This window comes from Streptomyces sp. NBC_00597 (assembly GCF_041431095.1).
GTDB lineage: Bacteria > Actinomycetota > Actinomycetes > Streptomycetales > Streptomycetaceae > Streptomyces.
Genome location: NZ_CP107757.1, coordinates 4,722,947 through 4,746,134 on the forward strand (window position 1 = coordinate 4,722,947; position 23,188 = coordinate 4,746,134).

Below are 23,188 nucleotides of genomic sequence, written 5' to 3' on the forward strand. Positions count from 1 at the left end.
CCCTCTCCGTGGCCGGGCCGCCCGCACCACATCCCCGATCCCAGGGACATCTCGCCATGCGCACCACACGTGTGACGGTCGCCGCCCTCGTGGCAGCCGCCGCCCTCACCCTCACCGCCTGCGGCGGTGAGCCCGCCAAGCCCAACTCGGTCACGCAGATCACCGGCCAGTCCAAGGCCGGTGCCGCCACGGTCCTCGACCGCCCGTTCGACAAGCCGGAGCTGGTCCTGACGGACACCACCGGCAAGCCGTGGAACCTGCGCGAGCAGACCAAGGGCAAGCCGACGCTCATCTACTTCGGCTACACCAACTGCCCCGACGTGTGCCCCCTGACGATGAGCAACATCGCCGTCGCCAAGAAGGCACTGCCCAAGGCCGACCAGGACAAGCTCCAGGTCGTGTTCGTCACCACCGACCCCGAACGGGACACTCCCGACTCCCTCGGCGCGTGGCTCAGGGCCCAGGACCCGTCCTTCACCGGACTGACCGGGGACTTCGCCACCATCCAGGCCGCCGCGCGCAAGCTCGGCATCGGCATCGACCCTCCGAAGAAGGAGGCCGACGGCAGCGTCGTGTCCATGCACGGCGCCCAGGTCATCGCGTTCTCGCCCAAGACCGACGAGGGGTACCTCCTCTACGGCGAAGGCACGACCGTCGACAACTACACCGCGGACCTGCCGAAGGTCATCAAGGGGGAGAACCCGTGAACGCCCGCACCATCCGTACCCTCGCCGCCGCGCTCTCCCTGACGGCAGCACTGGCCATATCCGGCTGCTCGTCGGACTCCGACGCCGACTCCGGCTCCAAGTCCGGCGCGGACAAGCCGAAGATGACGGTCACCGGCGCCTTCATGCCGGAGCCCGTGAACGACAAGATGGCCGGCGCGTTCATGGTCATCAAGAACGAGTCCAAGACGGCCGACAAGCTCACCGCCGTCACCAGCCCCCTCTCCGACGACCTGCAGATCCACGAGACCAAAGACCAGAAGATGCGGCAGGTCGCTGCCATGGACGTGCCGGCCAACGGCGAGCTCAAGCTGGAGCGCGGCGGCAGCCACGTCATGTTCATGGGGCTGAAGAACACGCCGAAGGTCGGCGACAAGGTCACCGTGGAGCTGCGCTTCGAGAAGGCCGACCCCGTCAAGGTCGAGCTGGACGTCAAGGAACGGACGTACAACGCCCAGAACACCAGCGCCCACTGACGGACCGAGGTACTGACACGCCATGACGGCCATCGCCCCCTCCCCGGCCCGCGTCCGGGCCCCGGCACTCCTGCCGCGGCTCGCGCTGGTCCTCGCAGCCCTGCTGGCAACCCTGTTCACCGCGGCCGGTCCGGCCGCGGCACACGCCGCACTCACCGCGAGCGACCCCAAGGACGGGGCGGTGGTCGCCACGGCCCCCGCCCAGGTCACCCTCTCCTTCTCGGAGCAGGTCGCCATGGGCGACGACTCCATCCGGGTCATGGACCCGCAGGGCAGGCGGGTGGACACCGGCGAACTGCGGGACATGTGCAGCGGAACCACCGTCCGCTACGGCACGGCGCTGCACTCCGGGCTACCCGACGGCACCTACACCGTCGCCTGGCAGGCCGTGTCCGCCGACAGCCACCCCGTTTCTGGCGCCTTCACCTTCTCCGTCGGCACCCCCTCGGCGACCAGCGTCGCCCTGCCCACCGAGAAGGCGGGCGGCGGACCGGTGGGCATTGCCTACGGCATCGCCCGCTACGCCGCCTACGCCGGTTTCACCGTCCTCGTCGGCGGAGCCGCCTTCATCCTGCTGTGCTGGCGACGCGGCGCGGCGCAGCGCCCGCTGCAGAAGCTGATCGTGCGCGCCTGGGTCACGCTCACGGCCGCCACCCTCGTGATGCTGGTGCTCCGCACGCCGTACACGGGATCGGGGAAGTTCGCCGACGCGCTGGACCTCAACGGCCTGAGGGCCGTCCTGGAGACCAAGACCGGCGCCTCCCTCGTCTCCCGGCTGCTCCTCCTCGGCGCCGCCGCCCTGTTCATCGCCGTGCTGTTCGGGGCGTACGCGCGCCGGACCGCCGAGGCTGCGGACAAGGGAAAGCGCAAGGACAAGAGCAAGGAGGCGGACAAGGAGGGCGACGACCTGCTCTTCGGCCTCGGCATCGGCGGAGCCGTGGTGGCCAGCGGTATCGCCGCCACCTGGGCGCTGTCGGAGCACGCCTCGACCGGCATCCAGCCCGGTATCGCCATGCCTGCCGACATCCTGCACCTGCTGGCCGTCGCCGCCTGGCTCGGCGGACTCACCGCCCTGCTCGTCGCCCTCCACAAGGTCCCCGGAATCGAGCGAGAGGCCGTCCAGCGGTTCTCCCGGGTCGCGTTCGTCAGCGTCGTGGTCCTCGCCGTCACCGGCGTCTACCAGTCCTGGCGGCAGCTCGGCAGCTGGTCCGCCCTCACCGGGACCAGCTACGGACAGCTGCTGCTGCTGAAGGTCGGGCTCGTCGCCGTCGCCGTCGGCATCGCCTACGTCTCCCGCTCGTGGACCGCACGGCTTACCGAGGCACCTGCCGGGAAGGCAGCCAAGATCACGCGACAGCGCGATGTTTCACGTGAAACAAAGCCGGCAGCCGTGACCGTTCCCGAGGACCCCAAGCGTGCCGCGCAGCTCGCCCGGCAGCGCGCTGCCCGCGAGAACGCCCGCGAGAAGCAGGTACGCGATGCCGATCCGGCCCGGGCAGGACTGCGCCGCTCCGTGCTCGCCGAAGCCGGGGTCGCCATCGCCCTGCTCGCCGTGACCACCGTCCTCACCAGTACCGAGCCCGGCCGGACCGCCGAGCAGGCGAGCGGGCGCGACTCCGCGGCGGCCACCGCCGTCCCCAACCGCGCCATCAAGATCACCCTGCCGTTCGACACCGGCGGCCAGAACGGCAAGGGGTCGGTCCGCGTCGAGGTCGACCCGGGCCGGGTCGGCGCCAACTCGCTCCACGTCTGGGTCGAGGACCCCGACGGCCAACCGCTCGACGTTCCCGAGATCAAGGTCGCCTTCACCCTGCCCGCCAAGGACATCGGCCCCCTGCCGCTCGTCCCGGAGCGCGCGGCCCCCGGACACTGGAGCGCATCCGGCGTCCAGCTGCCGCTGGCAGGTGAATGGCGGATCGACGTGTCCGTCCGTACCTCCGACATCGACCAGACGACCGTGCAGAAGAACGTGAAGATCGGCTGACCAGAGTGACCGAGAGCAACCCCGACATCGAGATCTCCCGGCGCCGGCTGCTGGGCACCGTCGGCGCCGCGGGCGCCGCCGGGCTCGCGCTGGGCGCCACCGGCGGCGCCCTCGTGCACTCCGCCCTCGCCGACTCCCCGGCCGGCGCGGCCGGGGCCGCCGGGGGCCTCGCCTCCCTGGGCGCCAACCAGGTCGCCTTCCACGGCGATCACCAGGCCGGCATCACCACCCCCCTCCAGGCCAAGGGCCACGTCCTCGCCTTCGACCTGGCCCCCGGGGCCGGCCGCAAGGAGGCCGCCGCCCTGATGCGGCGCTGGTCCGACACCGCCCGGCTGCTGATGGCGGGCAAGGCCGCCTCGGCCGCCGACTCCGGTATCGCCCTCGACGCCGGACCGTCCTCCCTCACCGTCACCTTCGGGTTCGGGGCCTCCTTCTTCGAGCGCACCGGGCTCGCCGCCCGCCGCCCCACCGCCCTCGACCCGCTGCCCGACTTCTCCGCCGACCGGCTCGACGCACAGCGCAGCAACGGCGACCTGTGGGTCCAGATCGGTGCCGACGACGGGCTCGTCGCCTTCCACGCACTGCGCGCCCTCCAGAAGGACGCCGGAGAAGCCGCCCGGGTGCGCTGGCAGATGAACGGCTTCAACCGGTCCCCCGGTGCCACTGCCGCCCCCATGACCGCCCGCAACCTCATGGGTCAGGTCGACGGCACCAACAACCCGAAGCCCGCCCAGCCCGACTTCGACAAGCGGATCTTCGTCCCCGCCACCGGTCCCGGGCCCGCCGAGCACGCCTGGATGGGCGGGGGCTCGTACGCGGTCGTGCGGCGCATCCGGATGCTCCTCGACGACTGGGACAAGCAGTCCCTGGCCCAGCAGGAGCAGGTCATAGGCCGTACGAAGGCCACTGGCGCGCCCCTCACCGGCGGCACCGAGACCACGACGATGGCCCTCGACAAGATCGGCCCCGACGGCAAGCCGGTCATCCCGACCAACGCGCACGCCCGGATCTCCGCCCCCGAGCAGAACGGCGGGGCCGCCATGCTCCGGCGTCCCTTCTCCTTCCACGACGGGATCGCCGCCGACGGCACCCCGGACGCGGGTCTCCTCTTCATCTGTTGGCAGGCCGACCCGTTGCGCGGGTTCGTCCCCGTCCAGCGCAAGCTCGACCGCGGGGACGCCCTGTCGGCTTTCATCCGGCACGAGTCCAGCGGGCTGTACGCGGTGCCGCCCGGCCCCCGCGACGGGGAGTACGTGGGGCAGCGGCTGCTCGAAGGATGAACAGCGCCCCGGTGGTCGGGGACCCGGCATTAGGCTGATCACATGTCGGCCACGCGCTTCACCTATCTCGGTCCCGAGGGCACCTTCACGGAAGCCGCCCTCCGCACACTGCCGGAAGCCGCGACCCGGGAGCTCGTCCCGATGGTGTCGGTCCCGGCCGCCCTTGACGCCGTGCGCAACGGGGAGGCCGCGGCCGCCCTGGTGCCGATCGAGAACTCGGTCGAGGGCGGGGTCACCGCCACTCTGGACGAGCTGGCCTCCGGCGAACCGCTGATGATCTACCGCGAGGTGCTGCTGCCCATCGCGTTCGCACTGCTCGTGCGGCCCGGGACCACGCTGTCGGACGTCAAGACCGTCACCGGGCACCCGGTCGCCCAGCCCCAGGTGCGCAACTGGCTGCGGGCGCACCTGCCCGATGCGGCGTGGGAGTCGGCCGCCTCCAACGCCGACGGTGCCCGGCTGGTCCAGGAGGGCCGCTTCGACGCCGCCTTCGCGGGCGAGTTCGCGGCCGCCACGTACGGGCTCGTCCCGCTGGTCACCGAGATCCACGACGCGGAGAACGCAGAGACCCGGTTCGTGCTCGTCGGACGCCCCGCCCGGCCGGCCGCACCGACGGGCGCCGACAAGACCTCCGTCGTGCTGTGGCTCGGCGACGACCACCCCGGTGCGCTGCTGGAGCTCCTCCAGGAGTTCGCCGTCCGCGGGGTGAACCTGATGCTGATCCAGTCCCGGCCGACGGGCGAGGGCATCGGCAACTACTGCTTCGCCGTCGACGCCGAGGGCCACATCTCCGACCGCAGGGTCAGCGAGGCGCTCATGGGACTCAAGCGCACGTGCCCCCAGGTCCGCTTCCTCGGCTCCTATCCCCGTGCCGGCGTCGCTCAGGGTGACGTGCGTGCTCCGCGACCCGGCACCTCGGACGGCGATTTCACGGCGGCTTCCGACTGGCTGACGCGCTGCCTCGACGGCCGGGCGTAGCTCTTCTTCCCTTGTCCACAGAGTTATCCACAGGCCGAGATGGGGACCTGTGGACTAGTCGACATCATGGCGCGACAAGGTCGACAAATCGGTCGGGGGCCCAGGTTTCGCGCTGGGGAGCGGAAGGTGAACGGCGTCACCCCTACATCGCCGATCAACTCTTTGGGGCGAGCCATTCCCACCCGAATGAGTGTGTGAGGGTGGTTTGAGCTCCGATTCCCTCGGGCGGGCTGCGGGTGGGGATTGATCTAATTCCGTGTCCACAGATCCGGCGCACAGCCTGTGGACAAGTCACCGTGGTGGGCAATTCCTGTGGACAAGGGAGAGGCCCCCGCCCTGCTCAGAGGGCGCCTGGATACCCCCGCTTGTGCCCCTTTTCAGGGAATGGGCCACTTTTATTGACCGGCCAGGAAGGGCCACTTCCAGCCAGCCGGCCAAAGTTTTCCATTCTCCGCAATTGGGACATAGCGACACGCAGCGTGATATCGGTGTGAGCCCGGGAAGCCCAGCCCGGTAGCCTGGAGGGGTGATTGACCTCCGGCTGCTCCGTGAAGACCCTGACCGTGTCCGCGCCTCGCAGCGCGCCCGTGGAGAGGACGTCGAACTCGTCGACGCACTGCTCTCCGCCGACGAGCGCCGCAGGTCCTCAGGCATGCGCTTCGACGAACTGCGCAATGAGCAGAAGTCGCTCGGCAAGCTCATCCCCAAGGCCTCTCCGGAGGAGCGCGCGGAGCTGCTGAAGAAGGCCGAACAGCTCAAGTCGGACGTCAAGGCCGCCGAGGCCGAGCAGAACGAGGCCGACGAGGCCGCCAAGCGACTGCTGCTCCAGCTCGGCAACATCGTCCACGAGGACGTCCCGGTCGGCGGCGAGGAGGACTTCACCGTCCTTGAGACGCACGGCACGATCCGCGACTTCGGCGCCGAGGGCTTCGAGCCCAAGGACCACCTGGAGCTCGGCGAACTGCTGGGCGCCATCGACGTCGAGCGCGGCGCCAAAGTGTCGGGCTCGCGGTTCTACTACCTGACCGGTGTCGGCGCCCTGCTTGAGCTCGCCCTGGTCAACGCGGCGATCGCGCAGGCCACCGAGGCCGGCTTCGTCCCGATGCTGACCCCCGCGCTGGTCCGCCCGCGCGCCATGGAGGGCACCGGCTTCCTCGGCCAGGCCGCGGAGAACGTGTACCACCTGGAGAAGGACGACTATTACCTGGTCGGCACCTCCGAGGTCCCGCTCGCCGCGTACCACATGGACGAGATCATCGACGCCGAGAAGCTGCCGCTGCGGTACGCCGGCTTCTCCCCGTGCTTCCGCCGCGAGGCCGGTACGTACGGCAAGGACACCCGCGGCATCTTCCGCGTCCACCAGTTCGACAAGGTCGAGATGTTCTCGTACGTCGCGCCGGAGGAGGCCGAAGCCGAGCACCAGCGTCTCCTGGAGTGGGAGAAGCAGTGGCTGACCAGCCTGGAGCTGCCCTTCCAGGTGATCGACGTCGCCACCGGCGACCTGGGCTCCTCCGCCTCCCGCAAGTTCGACTGCGAGGCGTGGATCCCGACCCAGGGCAAGTACCGCGAGCTGACCTCGGCCTCGAACTGTGACGGCTTCCAGGCCCGCCGCCTGTCGATCCGCTACCGCGACGGCAAGAAGACCGCGCCGCTCTCGACGCTGAACGGCACGCTGTGCGCCGTACCGCGCACGATCGTCGCGATCCTGGAGAACCACCAGCAGGCCGACGGTTCCGTGCGGGTGCCCGCGGCGCTCCGCCCGTACCTGGGCGGCCGCGAGGTCCTGGAGCCGATCGCCAAGTGAGCCCGGCCCCGTTCCCGTACAAGCTCGTCGCGACCGATCTCGACGGCACGCTGCTGCGTGGCGACGACACGGTCTCGGAACGCACCCGTGAAGCGCTCGTCGCGGCCACCGCGGCGGGCGCGGCACACATCATCGTCACCGGCCGGGCCGTGCCCTGGACCCGGGGCGTGCTGGACGATCTCGGCTACCACGGGATCGCGGTGTGCGGGCAGGGCGCGCAGGTCTACGACGCGGGGGCGCACCGGCTGCTGACCTCGGTGACGCTGGACCGGCAGCTTGCCGGTCTGGCTCTGTCGAAGCTCGAAGCCGAGGTGGGTCCGCTGGCGCTCGCGGCCAGCCGGGACGGAGTGGACGGCGATGTGCTGTTCGGGCCCGGCTACCAGGTACAGGAGGGCCTGCCGGCCGTCTACCTGGAAGACACCGCGGAGGTCTGGACGGCTCCGCTGAACAAGCTGTACATCCAGCACCCGGAGCTCGGCGACGACGCTCTGGTCAAGGCGGCCCGGAAGACCGTGGGCTCGCTGGTGGACATCGTCATGGCCGGCCCGGGGATAGTGGAGATCCTGCCGCTCGGGCTGACGAAGGCCACCGGCCTCTCGCTGGCCGCGCGCCGGCTGGGCGTGAAGGCGGCGGAGACGATCGCCTTCGGCGACATGCCCAACGACATTCCGATGTTCGGCTGGGCGGCGCGCGGGGTGGCGATGGCCAATGCCCATGCCGAGCTGAAGGCCGTGGCCGACGAGGTGACGGCCTCCAACGAGGAGGACGGCATCGCGGTGGTGCTGGAGCGTCTGCTGGGCGCCGCCTGACGGCCCCTCCCCGCAACGGGAACCGTCCGAGAACGAGGGAAGGTCCGGAACAGCCCGCGCCGTACGGCGCGCTCGAAGTGGCTGCTCCGGACCTTTTTGTTGCTCCCCGCACGACTCACTCTGCCCGCGGCGCAGGTCCCGTACCAGTCAATTTCCGTCCATCGGCCAGGGCAGGCGCTGTGCTCATGTTTCACGTGAAACATGCCTGGGGTGCGGGTGACGGGTGAGTGGCCAGGCAAGCAGCCCGACGGACACGGATATGGCGTGCCCGAGGTCGGTGAAGGTGCCTCCGGTGAGGAGGGGCAGCCCGTAGAAGGCGACGACACCAGCGAGGTAGAGCCAGCGCAGCGGGTTGGGGAGCCGGTAGGTGAGGACTCCGATCGAGGCCGCGAGGCCGTAGCTGACGCCCACGTCGACGACATGGACCATGCTCTGCGGGGCCCGGTGGTCCTGAATGGCCATCAGGACCACCTTCTGGCTGATCAGGGTGGCCGTGATGTGGGCGGTCGCGACGATGGCGAGCCAGCGCAGGGTGCCGAGCCAGCGTTCCACGGGTGCGTGGAAGAGCTCGAAGAGGACGGCGTACAGGGCGAGCGAGGCCGGGTTCTCGATCCAGAAGGCACTGGAGAGCAGGGCCCGCACCGGGTGACGGGTGAGTTCGTGGATATTGCTGCTGTGCCGGTGGAGCAGGACGTGCTCCAGGTGGTCGGGTGCGATCACGACGATGACGCTCGTGACGGCGATCATCAGCAGCCATATGTGCGTACCCGGCGAGGAGCGGATCCAGGACCGTACGGGCCTGGACCGCTCGGGCTCGGGGTGCTCGACCATGCACTGATTTTGCCCCGTACGGCGGTGCCCCGCCCGGCCTGTGGGCCGGGCGGGGCACCGCCGCCGATACGTACGGGAAGGTCTTACTCCTCGCCCGCCAGGGTGAGGCGGCGCAGCTTCTGCCCGGCGAAGAGGGTGGCGCCCACGGTGACCACCACGAGCAGGGTCGCCGCGGTCGGCAAGCCGACGGTCGCGTCGACGTACCCTTCGCCGGCGACCTTCTCGGCGAGGGCCAGGGCCCACTGCTGGACGCTGAGGGTCTTCGCCCCGGAAACCAGGCTGCCGAAGAGCGACTCCCAGATCAGGGCGTAGACCAGGCCGAAGACGACCGCGTGCCGGCTGACCGTGCCCAGCAGCAGGAACAGGGCGCTGTAGGCGATCGAGGCGACGAGCGCCGCGACGGTGTAGGCGACGGCGATCTGCTGGCCGTTGCCGTTGAGGATGAAGCCGGCGATCAGGGTCGGGATCGCGGAGAAGGCCATCGTGATGCCGATCGCGACGATCAGCTTGGTCATGATGATCGTCGGACGCTTCACCGGCTTCGAGAGCAGGTAGACGATCGAGCCGTCGTCGATCTCGGGGCCGATGGCTCCGGTGCCGGCGATGACACCGATCAGCGGAACCATGGTGGCGAGGGCGAAGCCGCCCAGGAAGTCGGCGGCGATCTTGTCGTCCAGGCCGCTGAAGGTGCGGACGGCGAGCGAGATGACGATCAGCAGGGCGGGCAGCGCGCAGAGGATCAGCGCGCGACGGCGGCCGAGCAACGCGCGGTACGTGAGCCGGGCGACGGTGGGGTTGTACATGGGTGCCAGCTCCTTCAGGCCGCGACGAGGTAGGAGAAGACCGACTCAAGGGACTCGTCGGAGGGAGAGACCGTCAGCAGGCGGATGCCGTGCGCACGGGCGACCTGCGGCAGCAGCTCGGTGAAGCGGCCGAAGTCGACGGCCTGGATGCGCAGGGCGCCTTCCTTGAGGTCGACCTCGATGCCCGCGGTGGAGGGGTCGGCGATCAGGGCCGCGGCGAGGGCCCGGTCGTCGGAGGAGCGGATGACGTAGCGGTGCGGGCGGTCCGTCATCAGGCGGCGGATCTTGCGGAAGTCGCCGGAGGCGGCGTGCCTGCCGGCGACGACCACCTCGATGTGGGAGGCGAGCTGCTCGACCTCCTCCAGGATGTGGGAGGAGAACAGGACGGTGCGGCCGTCGTCACCCATGCGCCGCAGCAGGTCCATGAGCTGCATGCGCTGACGCGGGTCCATGCCGTTGAACGGCTCGTCGAGGAGCAGCACGGACGGGTCGTGGACGAGGGCCGAGGCCATCTTCACGCGCTGGCGCATGCCTTTGGAGTACGTGGAGATCTTCCGGTCCTGTGCGTACTCCATCTCGACCGTGGCGAGCGCCAGTTGGGCGGCCGCGTCGTCGAGGCCGTGCAGCTCGGCGTTGGCGACGACGAACTCCCGGCCGGTCAGGAAGTCGTACATGGCCTCACGCTCGGGCACGACGCCGATCTGCGTGTAGACCTGCTCGTTCTGCCAGATCGGCGCGCCGTCGAGGGTGACGGTGCCGGTGGAGGGGGCGAGGAAGCCGCCCATCATGTTGATGAGGGTGGACTTCCCGGCGCCGTTGGGGCCCAGGAGCCCGGTGACTCCGGGGCCGATGCGCATGGTCACGTCGTTGACGGCGACGACGTTGCCGAACCAGCGGGAAGTGTGGTCGATGTCGATCGTGGTCACAGCCCGGCCTTCCGGTAGCGGGCCATCAGGGCGGCGTAGGAGCCGGCGATGAGGGCGAGGACGACGAGCAGGTAGACGAAGCCGACACCAGCCGAGGGGCCTTGTCCGCCGGGGAAGGCGGAGGTGGCACCGAGGAAGGCCGTCTGCACGCCGTCGATCAGGGTGATCGGGGAGAACAGGCCCATCCATTCGATGGGGCCGGTGGTGCCGGCGCTGTACGCCACGCCCTGTACGGCGGTCACGGCGCCGTAGGGGATCAGCAGCAGGGCGATGATGGCGGCGACGCCGAAGCCTCGGCGCGGGGTGAGCGCGGCCATGATCAGGCCGAGGCCGGCGAACAGCACCGAGAGCAGCAGCACGGAGACCAGTCCCTGGGCGAACCCCTTGGTCTGGTCCGCGAAGTCGAATTTGGCCAGCAGCGAGCCGATCCACATGATCAGCAGCGGTGTGGCGGTGAGGATGAACAACGCCGAGGCCATCGCCGCGAACTTGGCGAGGACGTAGTCGATGCGCTCGATGGGCCGCGAGAAGTAGAGCGGCACGGTCTTGAACCGCAGGTCCCGGGAGACCGACTGGGGCGCCTGCGAGGCGACGTAGAGGCCGATGATCACCTGCGTGGTCAAGGCGTACGTCGTGTACTTGATCGGCAGGCTGGTCGAGCCGGGTACCGCGATGGCCACCGCGACGATGATCAGCGCGGGAACGCACATCACCGCGAAGAGGATCATCGGGAGGACCTTGGACTTGGCGGACCGGCCGAGTCCGTAGGCCCCGCGCAGGGACTGCGAGAACAACGACTTGCGGGCGTAGGCACGGCCGAGCCGGGCGCCCTCGTAGGACCGGTAGCCGATGTTGTGGATCTGGGTCGAGGTGTCAGGCGCCATCGGAACCGGCTCCCTTCCGGACGAGCTGCTGCTGGTCGCTGTCGCGGAAGACCTCCGCGATGTGGTGGCGGCGCTGTTCCATGCGGACCAGGCCGAGGCCGAGGTCGGCGACGGTGTCGCGCACGATGTCGTATGTCTCCTCGCCGGTGGCTTCCAGGAGCAGGATGTGCCCGGCTCCGGGCAGGCCCTGCTCCTCGCCGGCGTGCAGGGTGAGGCCCGTTTCGGCGAGCGCCTTGCGGAGGGCCGCGGTGCCGTCCGGGTGGGCGTCCGTGTCGGTGACCTCGACCGCGAGGGTCGTGGTGATCTGCGTGAAGTCGCTGGTGGAGCTGGAGCGCAGCAGCTTGCCGCCGTCGACGACCACGACGTGGTCGCAGGTCCGCTCCAGCTCGCCGAGGAGGTGGGAGGTGACCAGGACGGAGATGCCGAAGTCGGTGTAGACACGGCGGATCAGGCCGAGCATCTCGTCGCGGCCGACGGGGTCGAGGCCGTTGGTGGGCTCGTCGAGGAGGACCAGCTGGGGGTCGTGGACGAGCGCCTGCGCCAGTTTGACCCGCTGCTTCATGCCCGTGGAGTAGCCGCCGATGGGGCGGTAGCGCTCCTCGTACAGGCCCACGTGGCGCAGGGTGTCGGCGGTCCGCTCCCGTGCGGCGGTTGGGGGGAGCCCGGACATGCGCGCCATGTGCACGACGAACTCGGTGGCCGAGACGTCGGGCGGCAGGCAGTCGTGCTCGGGCATGTAGCCGACGCGTTCACGGATGGCGCTGCCGTGGGTGGCGACGTCGAGTCCGAGTACGGCGGCGCGGCCCTCGGTTGCGGGGGACAGTCCAAGCAGGATCTTGATCAGCGTGGACTTGCCGGCTCCGTTGGCACCCACGAGGCCGGTCACTCCGGGCCCGATGTCCAGGGAGAGCCGGTCGATTGCGGTCACTCGGGGGTACCGCTTGCTCAGGCTTTCGGTCGCGATGACAGTCACGGCTTCGACGTTAGTGGCGCCGGTCGCGCGGATCGTCAGACCTGGAGCGTCATCCCGTCTCCGCCTTCAGGACTACACACCCTGACGAAAGGCTGATGCGGACCGGACAAGTTTGTCCACAGGTCCGTGCACGGGCCTTGACGTGATCTCCGGTCATTGTCACATTCATCAGTGTCAAGTTACGGGCGCGGAGCGCGTACGGCTCTACGGACGGACGGCTGTCATGGCTGCGGACACCAGGCAACGCATCGCGCAACTCTCGGCTGACCTGCGCGGGTTCAGGGAAGTGCAACGCCTCTCGTACGAGTGCGCGGAGACCGTCGCCGCGCAGCTGCGGCCGGGGGTGACCGAGCGCGAGGCCGCGCGGTTGCAGCGCGAGTGGCTGCGCGAGCGCGGGGTGCGGGACTGGTTCCACCTGCCGTTCGCCTGGTTCGGGGACCGCACCGCCTTCGCGAACTTCAAGATCCCCCTGCAGTTCTTCCCGACGAACCGGAAGCTGGAGCCGGGGATGCCGTTCATCCTCGACATGGCGCCCGTGTACAAGGGGTACGCGGCCGACATCGGGTACTCGGGGAGCCTCGGGCTGAACCCCGTACAGGACCGGCTCATGTCCGATCTGCGGGTGCACCGTGAGCTGATCCTGGAGCAGGTCCGCGAGCGACGCCCGCTGCGCGAGATCTACGAGAACGTCGAGCGGCTGATGATCCGCCAGGGGTACGCCAACCGGCACCGCGCCTACCCCTTCGGCGTGATCGCCCACAAGATAGACCGGGTCAAGGAGCGGCGCTGGTCCCCGACCGCCTTCGGGTTCGGGACGCAGTCCCTCAAGGGGCTGGCCTCCGACGCCCTGCGCGGACACCGCGAGGGCTGGTCCCCGCTGTGGAGCCCGTACCGCTTCTCCGACCACCCGCCACAGCCCGGCTTGTGGGCGGTCGAGCCGCACCTGGGATTCCGGGGCACTGGCGCGAAGTTCGAGGAGATCCTGGTCGTCACCGACTCGCGGGATCCCGTGGAGAGCGCGTTCTGGCTGGACGACGATCTGCCGCACGTGCGGCGCTGGGCCGAGGAGAGGGCAGCATGAGCGGCATGAGCGGAGCGGACGGAACCAAGGGCACGGGCCTCGTCGGGGCGCGCGAGCGCCGCGTGAGCACCGGCGGCATCGAACTGTGCGTCGTCGAGCTCGGCGAGGCGGACCGGCCGACCGTGGTGCTCGTGCACGGGTACCCGGACAGCAAGGAGGTCTGGTCTGAGGTCGCTCAGCGGCTGGCGGCCCGCTTCCACGTAGTGCTCTACGACGTGCGCGGCCACGGGCGCTCCTCCGCGCCGGTGCCGCTGCGCGGCGGCTTCACCCTGGAGAAGCTGACCGACGACTTCCTGGCCGTGGCGGACGCGGTCAGTCCGGACCGGCCGGTGCACCTGGTCGGCCACGACTGGGGCTCCGTACAGGGCTGGGAGTTCGCGACGGTCGCCCGCACGGAGGGCCGGATCGCCTCCTTCACCTCGATGTCCGGTCCCTCCCTGGACCACTTCGGCCACTGGATCAAGAAGCGGATGGCCCGGCCCACCCCGCGCCGGGCCGCGCAGCTCCTCGGCCAGGGCGCCAAGTCCTGGTACGTGTACCTGCTGCACACCCCCGCACTTCCGGAGCTCGCCTGGCGCGGGCCGCTCGGCAAGCGGTGGCCGGGAATCCTGGAGCGCGTGGAGAAGGTCCCGGCCGGCTCCTACCCGACGGCCTCGCTGCCCTCGGACGCCGCGCACGGTGCCTGGCTCTACCGCGACAACGTACGGCCCCGGATGCGCCGGCCGCGCCCGGACGCGTACGCGCACGTGCCCGTCCAACTGATCACCCCGACCGGGGACGCCTTCCTCTCCGAGCATCTCTACGACGAGCTGGAGCTGTGGGCCCCCGACCTGGTGCGGCGCACCCTGCCCGCCAAGCACTGGGTGCCGCGGACCCGGCCCGACCAGCTGGCCGCATGGATCACCGAGTTCGTCACGGCCCGGGAGGAGCCCGCCACCCGGGCGCCGGAACAGAAGGCTCCGGGTCGGTACGCCGACCGGTTCGGGGGCCAGCTGGTGCTGGTCACCGGCGCCGCCAGCGGTATCGGCCGAGCCACCGCCTTCGCGTTCGCCGAGGCCGGGGCGCGGGTGGTGTGCGTGGACCGGGACGCCGAGGGCGCGGCCCGCACGGCCGACATGGCGCGGCTCGTCGGGGCTCCCGAGGCCTGGGGCGAGTGCGTCGACGTCAGCGACGAGCAGGCGATGGAGAAGCTCGCCGCGAAGACCGCCGCCGAGTACGGGGTCGTGGACGTCCTGGTCAACAACGCCGGGATCGGCCTGTCCGGGCCCTTCCTGGAAACCACCTCGGAGGACTGGAAGAAGGTCCTCGACGTGAACCTGTGGGGGGTCATCCACGGCTGCCGGATCTTCGGCCGGCAGATGGCCGAGCGGGGCCAGGGCGGGCACATCGTCAACACCGCCTCCGCCGCCGCCTACCTGCCCTCCAAGACCCTGCCCGCGTACAGCACGTCGAAGGCGGCCGTGCTGATGCTGAGCGAGTGCCTGCGGGCCGAACTCGCCTCGCGGTCGATCGGGGTCTCGGCGATATGCCCCGGCATCGTCAACACCAACATCACCGCCACCTCGCGCTTCGCCGGGGTGGATGCGGCGGAGGAGAAGCGCCGCCAGGAGCGCTCCTCTCGGCTGTACGGGCTGCGCAACTTCCCTCCGGAGAAGGTCGCCGAGGCGATCCTGCGGGCCGTGGTGCACAACGAGGCCGTGGTGCCGGTGACACCGGAGTCCAAGGGGGCCCTGTGGCTCTCCCGGTTCGCACCGGGCGCGCTGCGGCGGCTCGCGAAGCTGGAACCACGGCTGTGAACGGGGCGGGGCCGCTGCCGGCGCGGAGAGAGCCCGGCACGGCCGTATCCCGCTCCTTCCGGCGGTCGTACCATCCCTCGCAGGAGGGCTCGCTGCGCAGGGCGGTCGAGTACCTTGCGGCTTCGCCTGCCGCCCGGGCCGCGGCGGCCGCGGTCGGCCGAGCCGCCATGTCGTAGGGAGCCGAGATTGTCAGAACAGGCGGTGGCCGAGTACCGGATCGAGGATCTCGCGCACCACAGCGGGGCGACCGTACGCACGATCAGGGCGTACCAGGACCGTGGGCTGCTGCCGAAGCCTGAGCGGCGCGGCCGTTCCAACGTCTACCGGGACACGCATCTGGCGCGGCTGCGCCAGATCGCCGACCTGCTGGACCGCGGCTACACCCTGGCCTCCATCAAGGAGCTGCTGGAGGCCTGGGACGCCGGGCGCGGGCTCGGCGGTGTGCTGGGGCTCGTCGCCGAGGTGCACGGACCGTGGACCGACGAGGAGGCCGCCCGGATCAGCCGGACCGAGCTGAACGAGCGGTTCGGCGGCCGGCCCGACGACGACGCGGTGGGCGAGGCGTGCGAGCTGGGGGTGTTGGAGGCGATACCGGGCCGTCCCGACGAGTTCCTGGTGCCCTCCCCGCAGGAGCTGGCGGTGGCCGCCGAGCTGTACGCGGCCGGGGTGCCGCTGTCGGCGATCACCGGCCATCTGCGGGAGCTGCGCGGGCAGGTGGAGCACATCGCCTCGCGGTTCCTGGAGTTCACCACCGAACACGTCTTCGCCCGCTACCTCGGGCAGGTTCCGCCGACGGACGCGGATGCGGCGGAGGCGGCCACGATGGTGCGCAGACTGCGTCCCCTGGCCCAGCAGACGGTGGATGCCGAGCTGGCGCGGGCGATGCGGCTGTTCGCGACCCGGCATCTGCAGCGCCACCTGGGGGCGGCCGGGACCGCGCAGCCCTCCGGACCGGCGTCGGTGCCACTACCGGCGGAGACGGTTCGGGCGGTGCAGGAACTGGTCGGCGCCGAGTTCGTTGGCGAGTTCGTCAGGGCGGCCACGGAGCGGGAACTCCAGGCGCGGACGATGAACGAACTGGCGCGCCGAGCCAGCGGCTGACGGCGGCCGGCGCACGGCCGGTGATGGCGGCTGACGGCTGCTGGTGGCGGTGGCTGGTGGTGGCCGCCGGCCGGCTGGTAGTCCACAGGGCGGATCACTCGTTTGCCGTCAAAACAGACCCAACCGGCTGTGGACAAGCCGGTGGTTCCTGTGGACGACGCTGTGGACGACCGGTGGACGACGACCGGTGAACAACCGGTGGACGACTCAACCGATGGTCTCGTACCCGGGGTTCGCGGGGCTGGTGGCGCCCGTGGTTCGCACGGGCACTGCCGGGCCGACGGTCGTCGACGCGTCCTGCAGAGCGCGCCCGGTGCTCCCGTAGAGGAGGGCCGCGAGGGCCAGGCCCAGGACGCCGCCGACCACTTGGGCAGCGACGAATCCGGGCAGCGACTGCGGGGCGATACCGGTGAAGGAATCGCTGAAGGCGCGCCCGATGGTGCCCGCCGGATTGGCGAAGGAACCGGACGAGGTGAACCAGATCGCGGAGGCGATGTACGCGGCCACCGCGACCGGGATCAGTTTCGGGCGCCCGATGCGCTCCAGCCCCCGGATGAGCAGGACGAGCCCTGCGGTGGCGACGATCTCGCCGATGAGCAGGTGGCCGCCGCGGATCTGCGTGGAGAAGGTGCCCGGGGTGCGGCCGAACATCACCTCCGCGAGGACGGCACCGCCGATGGCCCCGGCGGTCTGGGCGGCGGTGTAGACGAGGGCCTCTCGGCCACCGAGCCCCTCGCCGCCGGTCCGGCGGGCCCACCAGGAGGTGAGGGTGACGACGGGGTTGAGGTGGGCTCCGGACAGCGGCCCGAAGAGGGTGATGATCAGCCCGAGGCCGATGGCCGAGGCGAGTGAGTTGGCGACGAGGGCGACACCGGTGTCACGGCTGAGGGCGGAAGCCTGGATGCCCGAGCCGATCACCACCACGAGAAGGCCGGCGGTGCCGATGAGCTCGGCGACCGCGCGGCGCGGCAGAGAAGCGTGGATCGTCATGGGTTCTCCCCTTGGGCAGTAGTTCAGCGGAAAATGTATTCCGTATCTTGGAAACGCGATAGAGGGTGTCTCAGTCCGGCGGAGCGCCGATAAATCGCTGCTCGATCCCCGTCCGACCCGGCAAGCTGGGGCCATGGACGACAGACGCACCGTGAAGGTGTCCAAATACGTCTCGAAACACCTGCGGCATCAGCCGGAACGCATCGGACTGGTGCTCGATCCCCAGGGCTGGGTGGAGATCGACGATCTTCTCCGTGCGGCCGCGGCCCACGGCTTCCACGTCAGCCGCGCCGAGCTCGACCACGTCGTCGCCGCCAACGACAAACAGCGGTTCGCCGTCGACGGCACCCGCATCCGGGCCAACCAGGGCCACACCGTTCCCGTGGACCTGGACCTGCCCGAAGCCGAGCCGCCCGCGTACCTCTACCACGGCACCGTCGGAACCGCCCTCACCTCGATCCGCGCCGAGGGCCTGCGCCCCATGGCCCGCCACCACGTGCACCTGTCCCCCGACCGGGAAACCGCGACCCGTGTGGGCGCACGGCGCGGCCGTCCGGTCGTGCTGGCCGTGGACGCCGGTGGGATGCGCGCGGCGGGGCACGTCTTCCGGATCAGCGCCAACGGAGTGTGGCTCGTGGATGCCGTGCCGCCGCAGTTCCTGCGCTTCTCGTAAAGGCGGCCCGGGCGCGCTCGGGCTGCGTCCGGTGCCGCCCGGCGACGCCGGAATTCACCAAGAGATTGTCAGATCATCCCCCTAGGCTGGTCCTCATTCCGATCCGTGAGGGGGGTACCTCGCGATCGCCGAACCATCCATGCGAATTACGCGAGGTGACGCCCCGTGACGTCCACATCGGCTTCCTCTTCCGACTCCGATCCTTCGGCCAACAGCTTCCAGGTCGATCTGCGCGGCCTGGTCGACCTGCTCTCCCACCACCTCTACTCCAGCCCGCGCGTCTACGTCCGCGAGCTGCTGCAGAACGCCGTGGACGCCGTCACCGCCCGCCACGCACTCGACCCGGAGGCGGAGATCCGCATCCGTCTGTCGGCGTCCGCGGGCCGGGTGACCATCGAGGACAGCGGCATCGGCCTGACCGCCGCCGAGGCCCACTCGCTGCTCGCCACCATCGGCCGCAGCTCCAAGCGCGGCGGCGACCACGGCCTTGAGACCACCCGCCGGGAGTTCCTCGGCCAGTTCGGCATCGGCCTGCTCGCCTGCTTCGTCGTGGCCCGGCAGATCCGCGTCGTCACCCGTTCCGCCCGCGACCCCCTGGCCGCGCCCGTCGAATGGCTGGCCACGGACGACGGCTCGTACACCGTCCGCGAACTACCCGACGAAGCCCGCCGGGAACCCGGCACCACCGTCATCCTGCAGGCCCGCCCGGGAGCCGAGGAATGGACGGTCCCCGCCAAGGTCGAGCAGCTGGCCCGCGACTACGGCGCCCTGCTCCCGTACGACATCACCTTCGACGACGGCGAGGGCGGCGAAGCGCGGCCCGTCACCGACCGGCCCGCCGTGTGGGACCGCCCCTTCCCCACCCCCGCCGCGCGCCGCGTCGCGCTCGCCGGCCACTGCACGCAGCTCTTCGGGTTCACCCCGCTCGACAGCATCGACCTCGACCTGCCCGTCGCCGGAGTGCGCGGAGTGGCGTACGTCCTGCCCGAGCCGACCAGCCCCGCCCACCGGGCCGGACACCGCGTCCACCTCAAGGGGATGCTGCTCACGGACCACGCCGACAACCTGCTGCCCGACTGGGCGTTCTTCATCCGCGCGGTCATCGACACGGACACGCTGCGGCCCACCGCCTCCCGCGAGAACCTGTACGACGACGAGACACTGTCCGCGGTACGGGAGGCCCTCGGCGCCCGCGTCCGGGCCTGGCTCGCCGAGCTCGCCGCGAGCGAACCGGATCGGCTGGCCGCCTTCCTGAGCGTCCACCACCTCGGTGTGAAGTCCCTGGCCCGGCACGACGCCGAGCTGCTCGGCCTGATGCTGCCCTGGCTGCCGTTCGAGACGAGTGACGGCTCGATGAGCCTCCAGGAGTTCACGGCCGCGCACACCGAGATCCACTTCACGCGCACCGTCGAGGAGTTCCGCCAGATCGCCCCGATCGCGGCGGCCCACGGCCTCGGCGTCATCAACGCCGGGTACACGTACGACGCCGACCTGCTCGCCCTGCTGCCCGCAGTCCGCCCGGACCTCAAGGTCATGGAGCTGGACGCCGGAGCCGTCACCGAGCGGCTCGACCCCGTCCCGACCGCCGCCGAACTGGCCCTCGCCCCCTTCCTGTCCACGGCGCGCACCCGGCTGGAGCCGCAGGGCTGCGATGTCGTGCTGCGCGCCTTCCAGCCCGTCTCCGTCCCCGCGCTCTACCTCGACGACCGCCAGGCCCGCCAGGAGCGCGACCGCACGGCGGCACTGGGCAGTGCCGACTCCCTGTGGACCGGAATCCTCGGCGCACTGCGCGGCTCCGCACCGCGCGCCCGCCTGGTGCTCAACCACAACAACCCGCTGATCCGCCGGATCTCGGCACTGCCCGACGAGGCCCTGACCGGCACGGCCGTCGAATCGCTGTACGGGCAGGCGCTGCTGATGTCCCAGCGGCCGCTGCGCCCTGCCGACTCCACGCTGCTCAACCGGGCCTTCCTCGGGCTCCTGGAATGGGCGACCCACTCCACCGACTCCCCGGAGGAACAGAAGTGACCACGCTGACGCGCGAGGAGATCGAGCAGGGCCTGGCCGAGAACAGCGGCTCCCCGAACGGGGCCGCACGCAACGCGCACGCCGAGGTGCTCGCGGGTGCGGCGGAGGCGCTCGGCGACGGGGCGCTGTTCCGCCGGGCGCTGGACAACCTGATCAACGCCTATCTCTGGAGCGCCGAGTCCTCGAAGATGCTGGTGCCGTTCGCCCGGCTGCTCCAGGAGTACGACAAGGACCCCGGGGCCTTCTCCCGGTGGGACGCCCACTCGCTGTTCTGGCAGTTCAAGTGGGTGGCCACGGCCATCGGCGATTCCCCCGAGATCCCGCTGGAGTCCGCCGCCGGCTGGCTCGACGAGATGGAACGCCGCTATCGGATCGCCGGCTACAGCGAGCGGCCGGTGCGCGAGGCCGAGCTGTGGCTCGCCGACGCGATCGGCGAGGACGACCGGGCCGAGCGGGCGTTCCGCGCCTGGCTCGCCGCCGACCGCGACGACATGAGCGACTGCCACGCCTGCGAACTCAACAGCCAGGGCGCGTACGCCGTGCTGCGCGGGGACGACGCCCAGGCCCTGGACGTCTGGCAGCCCGTGCTGTCGGGCAACCGGACCTGCGCCGAGGAGCCCCACCGGGTGCTCGCCACCTCGCTGCTGCCGCTGCTGCGCGTCGGCCGCTTCGAGGAGGCCCGTTCTCACCACGTGCGCGGCTACCGCATGGCCCGCGGCAACGAGAGCCTGTTGCCGTCGGTCGGCAAGCACATCGAGTTCTGTGCCCTGAGCGGCAACGAGTCGCGCGGCCTGGAGATCCTCGCCGAGCACGCCGGTCACGTCGGCCCGCTGGTCAACGTCGACGACCAGATGGCGTTCCACGGCGGCAGCCTCGTACTGCTGCGCCGGCTGATCGAGCTGGGGCACGGACAGAGCCCGGCCGTTCCCTACCAGGGCGTCCCGCACTCGGTATCCGAGCTGTACGAGGTGCTGCGCGCGGGCTCGCTCGACATCGCCCGGCGGTTCGACGCTCGCAACGGCACCACCCGGGTCTCGGACCGCTTCCTCGCCCGGATCGGGCGGGAACCGCTGGTCGACGTACTGCCACTGGGTGTGCGCAGCACGGCACTACCGCAACCGCGGACCGCTGCTCCCGCGAGCGCCCCCGGCGCCGCCGCGCCCGTACCGCCCGCGACCGGCTTCGACGAGCTGGTGCAGCGGGCGCGGCAGGCCCGGGAACAGCGGCATCCGGCAGCGGACGCGCTCTGGGCCGAGGTGGGCGTCCATGCGGACGCGTGCCCGGAGAGCCAGGCGGACCCGCTGGTCATGGCCGATGTGGCGGACCACCGGGCCCTGGCGGCCGCCCGCGCCGGGGCGGACGACGCGGCGCAGCTGCTGGAGGCGGTCCGAGACCGCTACGAGGAGCTCGGGCAAGCGGAGCGCGCCGCGCTGGCGCGGCTGCGGCTGGCGAGCGCGGCCGCGCAGTCCGGGGCCGCGCCGCAGCGGATCCGGGAGCTGATGACGGTGGCCTTGGAGGCGGCCGAGGCACTGGATGCGGACGAACCGCTGCGCCCGCGCCGGATCGCACTGGCGGAGCTGACGTCGATCCGCGTGGAGTCGTACCTGCGCCCGCTGGAGACCGGGTCGGATCACGAGCACGAGCACGGTCCCGGGCAGGACCACGGGCACGGTGAACTGGCGGCCGAACTCGGCGCGTTCGTCGCCGCCCACGTCGAGGCTCTGCCCGACCTGGCGGCGGAGGCCGAGGAGATGCTCGGCCGCGTCGCCCTGTCGCAGGGCGACACCGATCGGGCCCTACCGCTGCTGGCCGCGTCCGCGGCGCGCTCGGTGTCGGCGGGCCTGCCGTGGCAGGCGGTGGACGCGCTGGTGCTGCGGGCCGGTGTGCTGGTGTCGCTGGGCCGGCCCGAGGAGGCGGAGGCGGATGCGCGCTCCGCCCTGGAGCACTCCACGGAGGTGGCCGAGGCCGAGACTCAGGGCGTCGTACGGCTCACCCTGGCGGACATCCTGCTGCGCCGGGCCGACGCGGCGGCGGAAGCGGCCGAGCACGCCCTCACCGCGGCGCACTGGTTCGACCAGGCGGGGCTGACCGCCGACGGAGGGGCACAGGCCCGTCTGCTACTGGCCCGGGCGTACGCGCGGGAGGGCCGGCACGCCGACGCGGCGGAGGTGTTGCAGTCGACGCTGCCCGATCTGCTGGAGTACGGCGAGGGACAGACCGTGTCCGTACGGGAGTTCCTCGGCGACCTGCTGCGACAGCTGAACGACCCGCGGGCGGCGGCGGAGCAGTACCTGCTGGCGGCTGACGTGGCCAAGGACTGGGAGGACCCGCGACCACAGGCCGCCCTCGCGCAGGCCGCCGCGGAGCAGCTCTCCGCCGCGCGCCTGGTCCCGGAGGCGGTCGCCGCCTACGAGCGGTCCCTGGAGCTGTACCGGGCGGCGGGCGGCGCCCCGGTCGCCGAGGTGCGGATCCTGCGCTCCCTGGCCTGGATGGCGCCGCGGGGGGACGCCGACGCGGCGGCATGGACGCGGGCGCGGGACCTGATGGACCAAGCCGCCGGGCTCCTGGAGGCCGCCCTGGCCGGGACCGCCGAAGGTGTCCGGTCCCCCGAGGCGTCGACCCGGGAGCTTCGGGCCGAGCTCGCCCAGACCTGGCTCCAGCTGGCGCAGGTGCTCGACTGGCGGGTCACCTCGTACGAGGAAGCCGAGGACGAGGAAGCCGAGGACGAAGACGAACACGGCGGGGACTCACGCCGCGCCGGGGCGCAGGGCGAGGTGGACACCGGGGCACTGAGGCTGGAGGAGGTCGACCTGACGGGGCGGGCCGCCGACCTCTACGCGGAGCTGGGTCCGGACCATCTGGGGGACCGGCTCCAGTGTGTGCAGTACGCCGCCTGGACCGAGCAGGAGATCGGTCGCGCCGGGGCGGGAGTCGCTCGGCTCTCGGCGCTGGTGGACGAGCTCCGGTCCGCGCCCGAGGGGGTCCCGAACGATCTACTGGAGCGTGCCCAGTCGTCCCTGGACGGCCTGAAGCGTTCTTCTTGAGG

At 71.1% G+C, this 23,188-nt stretch carries 19 protein-coding genes; 13 read left to right on the top strand and 6 right to left on the bottom strand.

Going from position 1 to position 23,188, the window contains the following annotated elements:
• Positions 1-56: 56 nt before the first annotated feature.
• From OG974_RS21330 to OG974_RS21360, 7 genes are all read left to right on the top strand, one after another.
• Positions 57-707 carry an SCO family protein gene (locus tag OG974_RS21330; RefSeq protein ID WP_327284257.1) on the top strand — a complete coding sequence of 217 codons (651 nt, stop codon included), beginning with the start codon at positions 57-59 and terminating at the stop codon, positions 705-707.
• Positions 704-1,201 (top strand): copper chaperone PCu(A)C, encoded by a 498-nt coding sequence (locus OG974_RS21335; RefSeq protein WP_327284258.1) that lies wholly within the window; start codon positions 704-706, stop codon positions 1,199-1,201. The genes OG974_RS21330 and OG974_RS21335 overlap by 4 nt, the downstream gene beginning before the upstream one ends.
• A gap of 22 nt (positions 1,202-1,223) precedes the next feature.
• Complete coding sequence (locus OG974_RS21340) at positions 1,224-3,185, top strand: copper resistance protein CopC (protein ID WP_371644113.1); 1,962 nt, start codon at positions 1,224-1,226, stop codon at positions 3,183-3,185.
• Positions 3,182-4,465 carry an iron uptake transporter deferrochelatase/peroxidase subunit gene (gene efeB, locus OG974_RS21345; protein ID WP_371646876.1) on the top strand — a complete coding sequence of 428 codons (1,284 nt, stop codon included), beginning with the start codon at positions 3,182-3,184 and terminating at the stop codon, positions 4,463-4,465. Before OG974_RS21340 ends, efeB begins: the two co-directional genes overlap by 4 nt.
• 42 nt (positions 4,466-4,507) lie before the next feature.
• Entirely contained in the window at positions 4,508-5,443 is a 936-nt protein-coding gene (gene pheA / locus OG974_RS21350; RefSeq protein ID WP_327284261.1) for a prephenate dehydratase, read from the top strand.
• Between the two features lie 526 nt (positions 5,444-5,969).
• Positions 5,970-7,247, top strand: coding sequence for a serine--tRNA ligase (serS, locus tag OG974_RS21355; protein ID WP_327284262.1), 1,278 nt, complete (start codon positions 5,970-5,972; stop codon positions 7,245-7,247).
• The gene (locus OG974_RS21360) at positions 7,244-8,056 is read left to right on the top strand and encodes an HAD family hydrolase (protein ID WP_327284263.1); all 813 of its coding nucleotides are present in this window, start codon (positions 7,244-7,246) and stop codon (positions 8,054-8,056) included. Before serS ends, OG974_RS21360 begins: the two co-directional genes overlap by 4 nt.
• A 183-nt stretch (positions 8,057-8,239) precedes the next feature.
• Here the strand turns inward: OG974_RS21360 and OG974_RS21365 are convergent, their stop codons facing one another.
• From OG974_RS21365 to OG974_RS21385, 5 genes are all read right to left on the bottom strand, one after another.
• A complete protein-coding gene (locus tag OG974_RS21365) occupies positions 8,240-8,887 on the bottom strand; it encodes a rhomboid-like protein (RefSeq protein ID WP_327284264.1) in 648 nt (215 codons plus the stop codon).
• 83 nt (positions 8,888-8,970) lie between these two features.
• Complete coding sequence (locus tag OG974_RS21370) at positions 8,971-9,690, bottom strand: ABC transporter permease subunit (protein WP_327284265.1); 720 nt, start codon at positions 9,688-9,690, stop codon at positions 8,971-8,973.
• Between the two features lie 14 nt (positions 9,691-9,704).
• Complete coding sequence (locus OG974_RS21375) at positions 9,705-10,616, bottom strand: ABC transporter ATP-binding protein (RefSeq protein WP_328763199.1); 912 nt, start codon at positions 10,614-10,616, stop codon at positions 9,705-9,707.
• Positions 10,613-11,500 carry an ABC transporter permease subunit gene (locus tag OG974_RS21380; protein ID WP_327284267.1) on the bottom strand — a complete coding sequence of 296 codons (888 nt, stop codon included), beginning with the start codon at positions 11,498-11,500 and terminating at the stop codon, positions 10,613-10,615. The genes OG974_RS21375 and OG974_RS21380 overlap by 4 nt, the downstream gene beginning before the upstream one ends.
• Positions 11,490-12,473 carry an ABC transporter ATP-binding protein gene (locus OG974_RS21385; protein ID WP_327284268.1) on the bottom strand — a complete coding sequence of 328 codons (984 nt, stop codon included), beginning with the start codon at positions 12,471-12,473 and terminating at the stop codon, positions 11,490-11,492. The genes OG974_RS21380 and OG974_RS21385 overlap by 11 nt, the downstream gene beginning before the upstream one ends.
• A 223-nt stretch (positions 12,474-12,696) precedes the next feature.
• Between OG974_RS21385 and OG974_RS21390 the strand changes: the two genes are divergently transcribed.
• The 3 genes from OG974_RS21390 to OG974_RS21400 all read left to right on the top strand — a co-directional run bounded on the left by OG974_RS21390 (position 12,697) and on the right by OG974_RS21400 (position 16,451).
• Entirely contained in the window at positions 12,697-13,554 is an 858-nt protein-coding gene (locus tag OG974_RS21390; RefSeq protein ID WP_371644116.1) for a M24 family metallopeptidase, read from the top strand.
• Positions 13,551-15,350, top strand: coding sequence for an SDR family oxidoreductase (locus OG974_RS21395; RefSeq protein WP_371644118.1), 1,800 nt, complete (start codon positions 13,551-13,553; stop codon positions 15,348-15,350). Before OG974_RS21390 ends, OG974_RS21395 begins: the two co-directional genes overlap by 4 nt.
• A gap of 186 nt (positions 15,351-15,536) precedes the next feature.
• Positions 15,537-16,451, top strand: a complete 915-nt coding sequence (locus OG974_RS21400) for a MerR family transcriptional regulator (RefSeq protein ID WP_327284271.1) — start codon at positions 15,537-15,539, stop codon at positions 16,449-16,451.
• A 207-nt stretch (positions 16,452-16,658) separates the two neighbouring features.
• Here OG974_RS21400 and OG974_RS21405 read toward each other — a convergent pair whose 3' ends face one another.
• On the bottom strand, positions 16,659-17,441 hold the full coding sequence (locus OG974_RS21405; RefSeq protein ID WP_327284272.1) for an aquaporin: 783 nt from the start codon (positions 17,439-17,441) through the stop codon (positions 16,659-16,661).
• Positions 17,442-17,574: 133 nt separating this feature from the next.
• Here OG974_RS21405 and OG974_RS21410 point away from each other — a divergent pair, with 133 nt between their 5' ends.
• From OG974_RS21410 to OG974_RS21420, 3 genes are all read left to right on the top strand, one after another.
• Positions 17,575-18,114, top strand: coding sequence for an RNA 2'-phosphotransferase (locus OG974_RS21410; RefSeq protein ID WP_371644120.1), 540 nt, complete (start codon positions 17,575-17,577; stop codon positions 18,112-18,114).
• A 165-nt stretch (positions 18,115-18,279) separates the two neighbouring features.
• Positions 18,280-20,142 (top strand): HSP90 family protein, encoded by a 1,863-nt coding sequence (locus tag OG974_RS21415; RefSeq protein ID WP_371644122.1) that lies wholly within the window; start codon positions 18,280-18,282, stop codon positions 20,140-20,142.
• Positions 20,139-23,186, top strand: a complete 3,048-nt coding sequence (locus OG974_RS21420; RefSeq protein WP_327284275.1) for a tetratricopeptide repeat protein — start codon at positions 20,139-20,141, stop codon at positions 23,184-23,186. Before OG974_RS21415 ends, OG974_RS21420 begins: the two co-directional genes overlap by 4 nt.
• The last annotated feature ends 2 nt before the right edge of the window (positions 23,187-23,188 follow it).

Bases quoted from the DNA above. Each gene is read 5' to 3' on its own strand.
- OG974_RS21330 (WP_327284257.1), top strand. From the start codon at position 57: ATGCGCACCACACGTGTGACGGTCGCCGCCCTCGTGGCAGCCGCCGCC.
- OG974_RS21340 (WP_371644113.1), top strand. From the start codon at position 1,224: ATGACGGCCATCGCCCCCTCCCCGGCCCGCGTCCGGGCCCCGGCACTC.
- pheA (WP_327284261.1), top strand. From the start codon at position 4,508: ATGTCGGCCACGCGCTTCACCTATCTCGGTCCCGAGGGCACCTTCACG.
- OG974_RS21365 (WP_327284264.1), bottom strand. From the start codon at position 8,887: ATGGTCGAGCACCCCGAGCCCGAGCGGTCCAGGCCCGTACGGTCCTGG.
- OG974_RS21370 (WP_327284265.1), bottom strand. From the start codon at position 9,690: ATGTACAACCCCACCGTCGCCCGGCTCACGTACCGCGCGTTGCTCGGC.
- OG974_RS21380 (WP_327284267.1), bottom strand. From the start codon at position 11,500: ATGGCGCCTGACACCTCGACCCAGATCCACAACATCGGCTACCGGTCC.
- OG974_RS21390 (WP_371644116.1), top strand. From the start codon at position 12,697: ATGGCTGCGGACACCAGGCAACGCATCGCGCAACTCTCGGCTGACCTG.
- OG974_RS21395 (WP_371644118.1), top strand. From the start codon at position 13,551: ATGAGCGGCATGAGCGGAGCGGACGGAACCAAGGGCACGGGCCTCGTC.
- OG974_RS21405 (WP_327284272.1), bottom strand. From the start codon at position 17,441: ATGACGATCCACGCTTCTCTGCCGCGCCGCGCGGTCGCCGAGCTCATC.
- OG974_RS21410 (WP_371644120.1), top strand. From the start codon at position 17,575: ATGGACGACAGACGCACCGTGAAGGTGTCCAAATACGTCTCGAAACAC.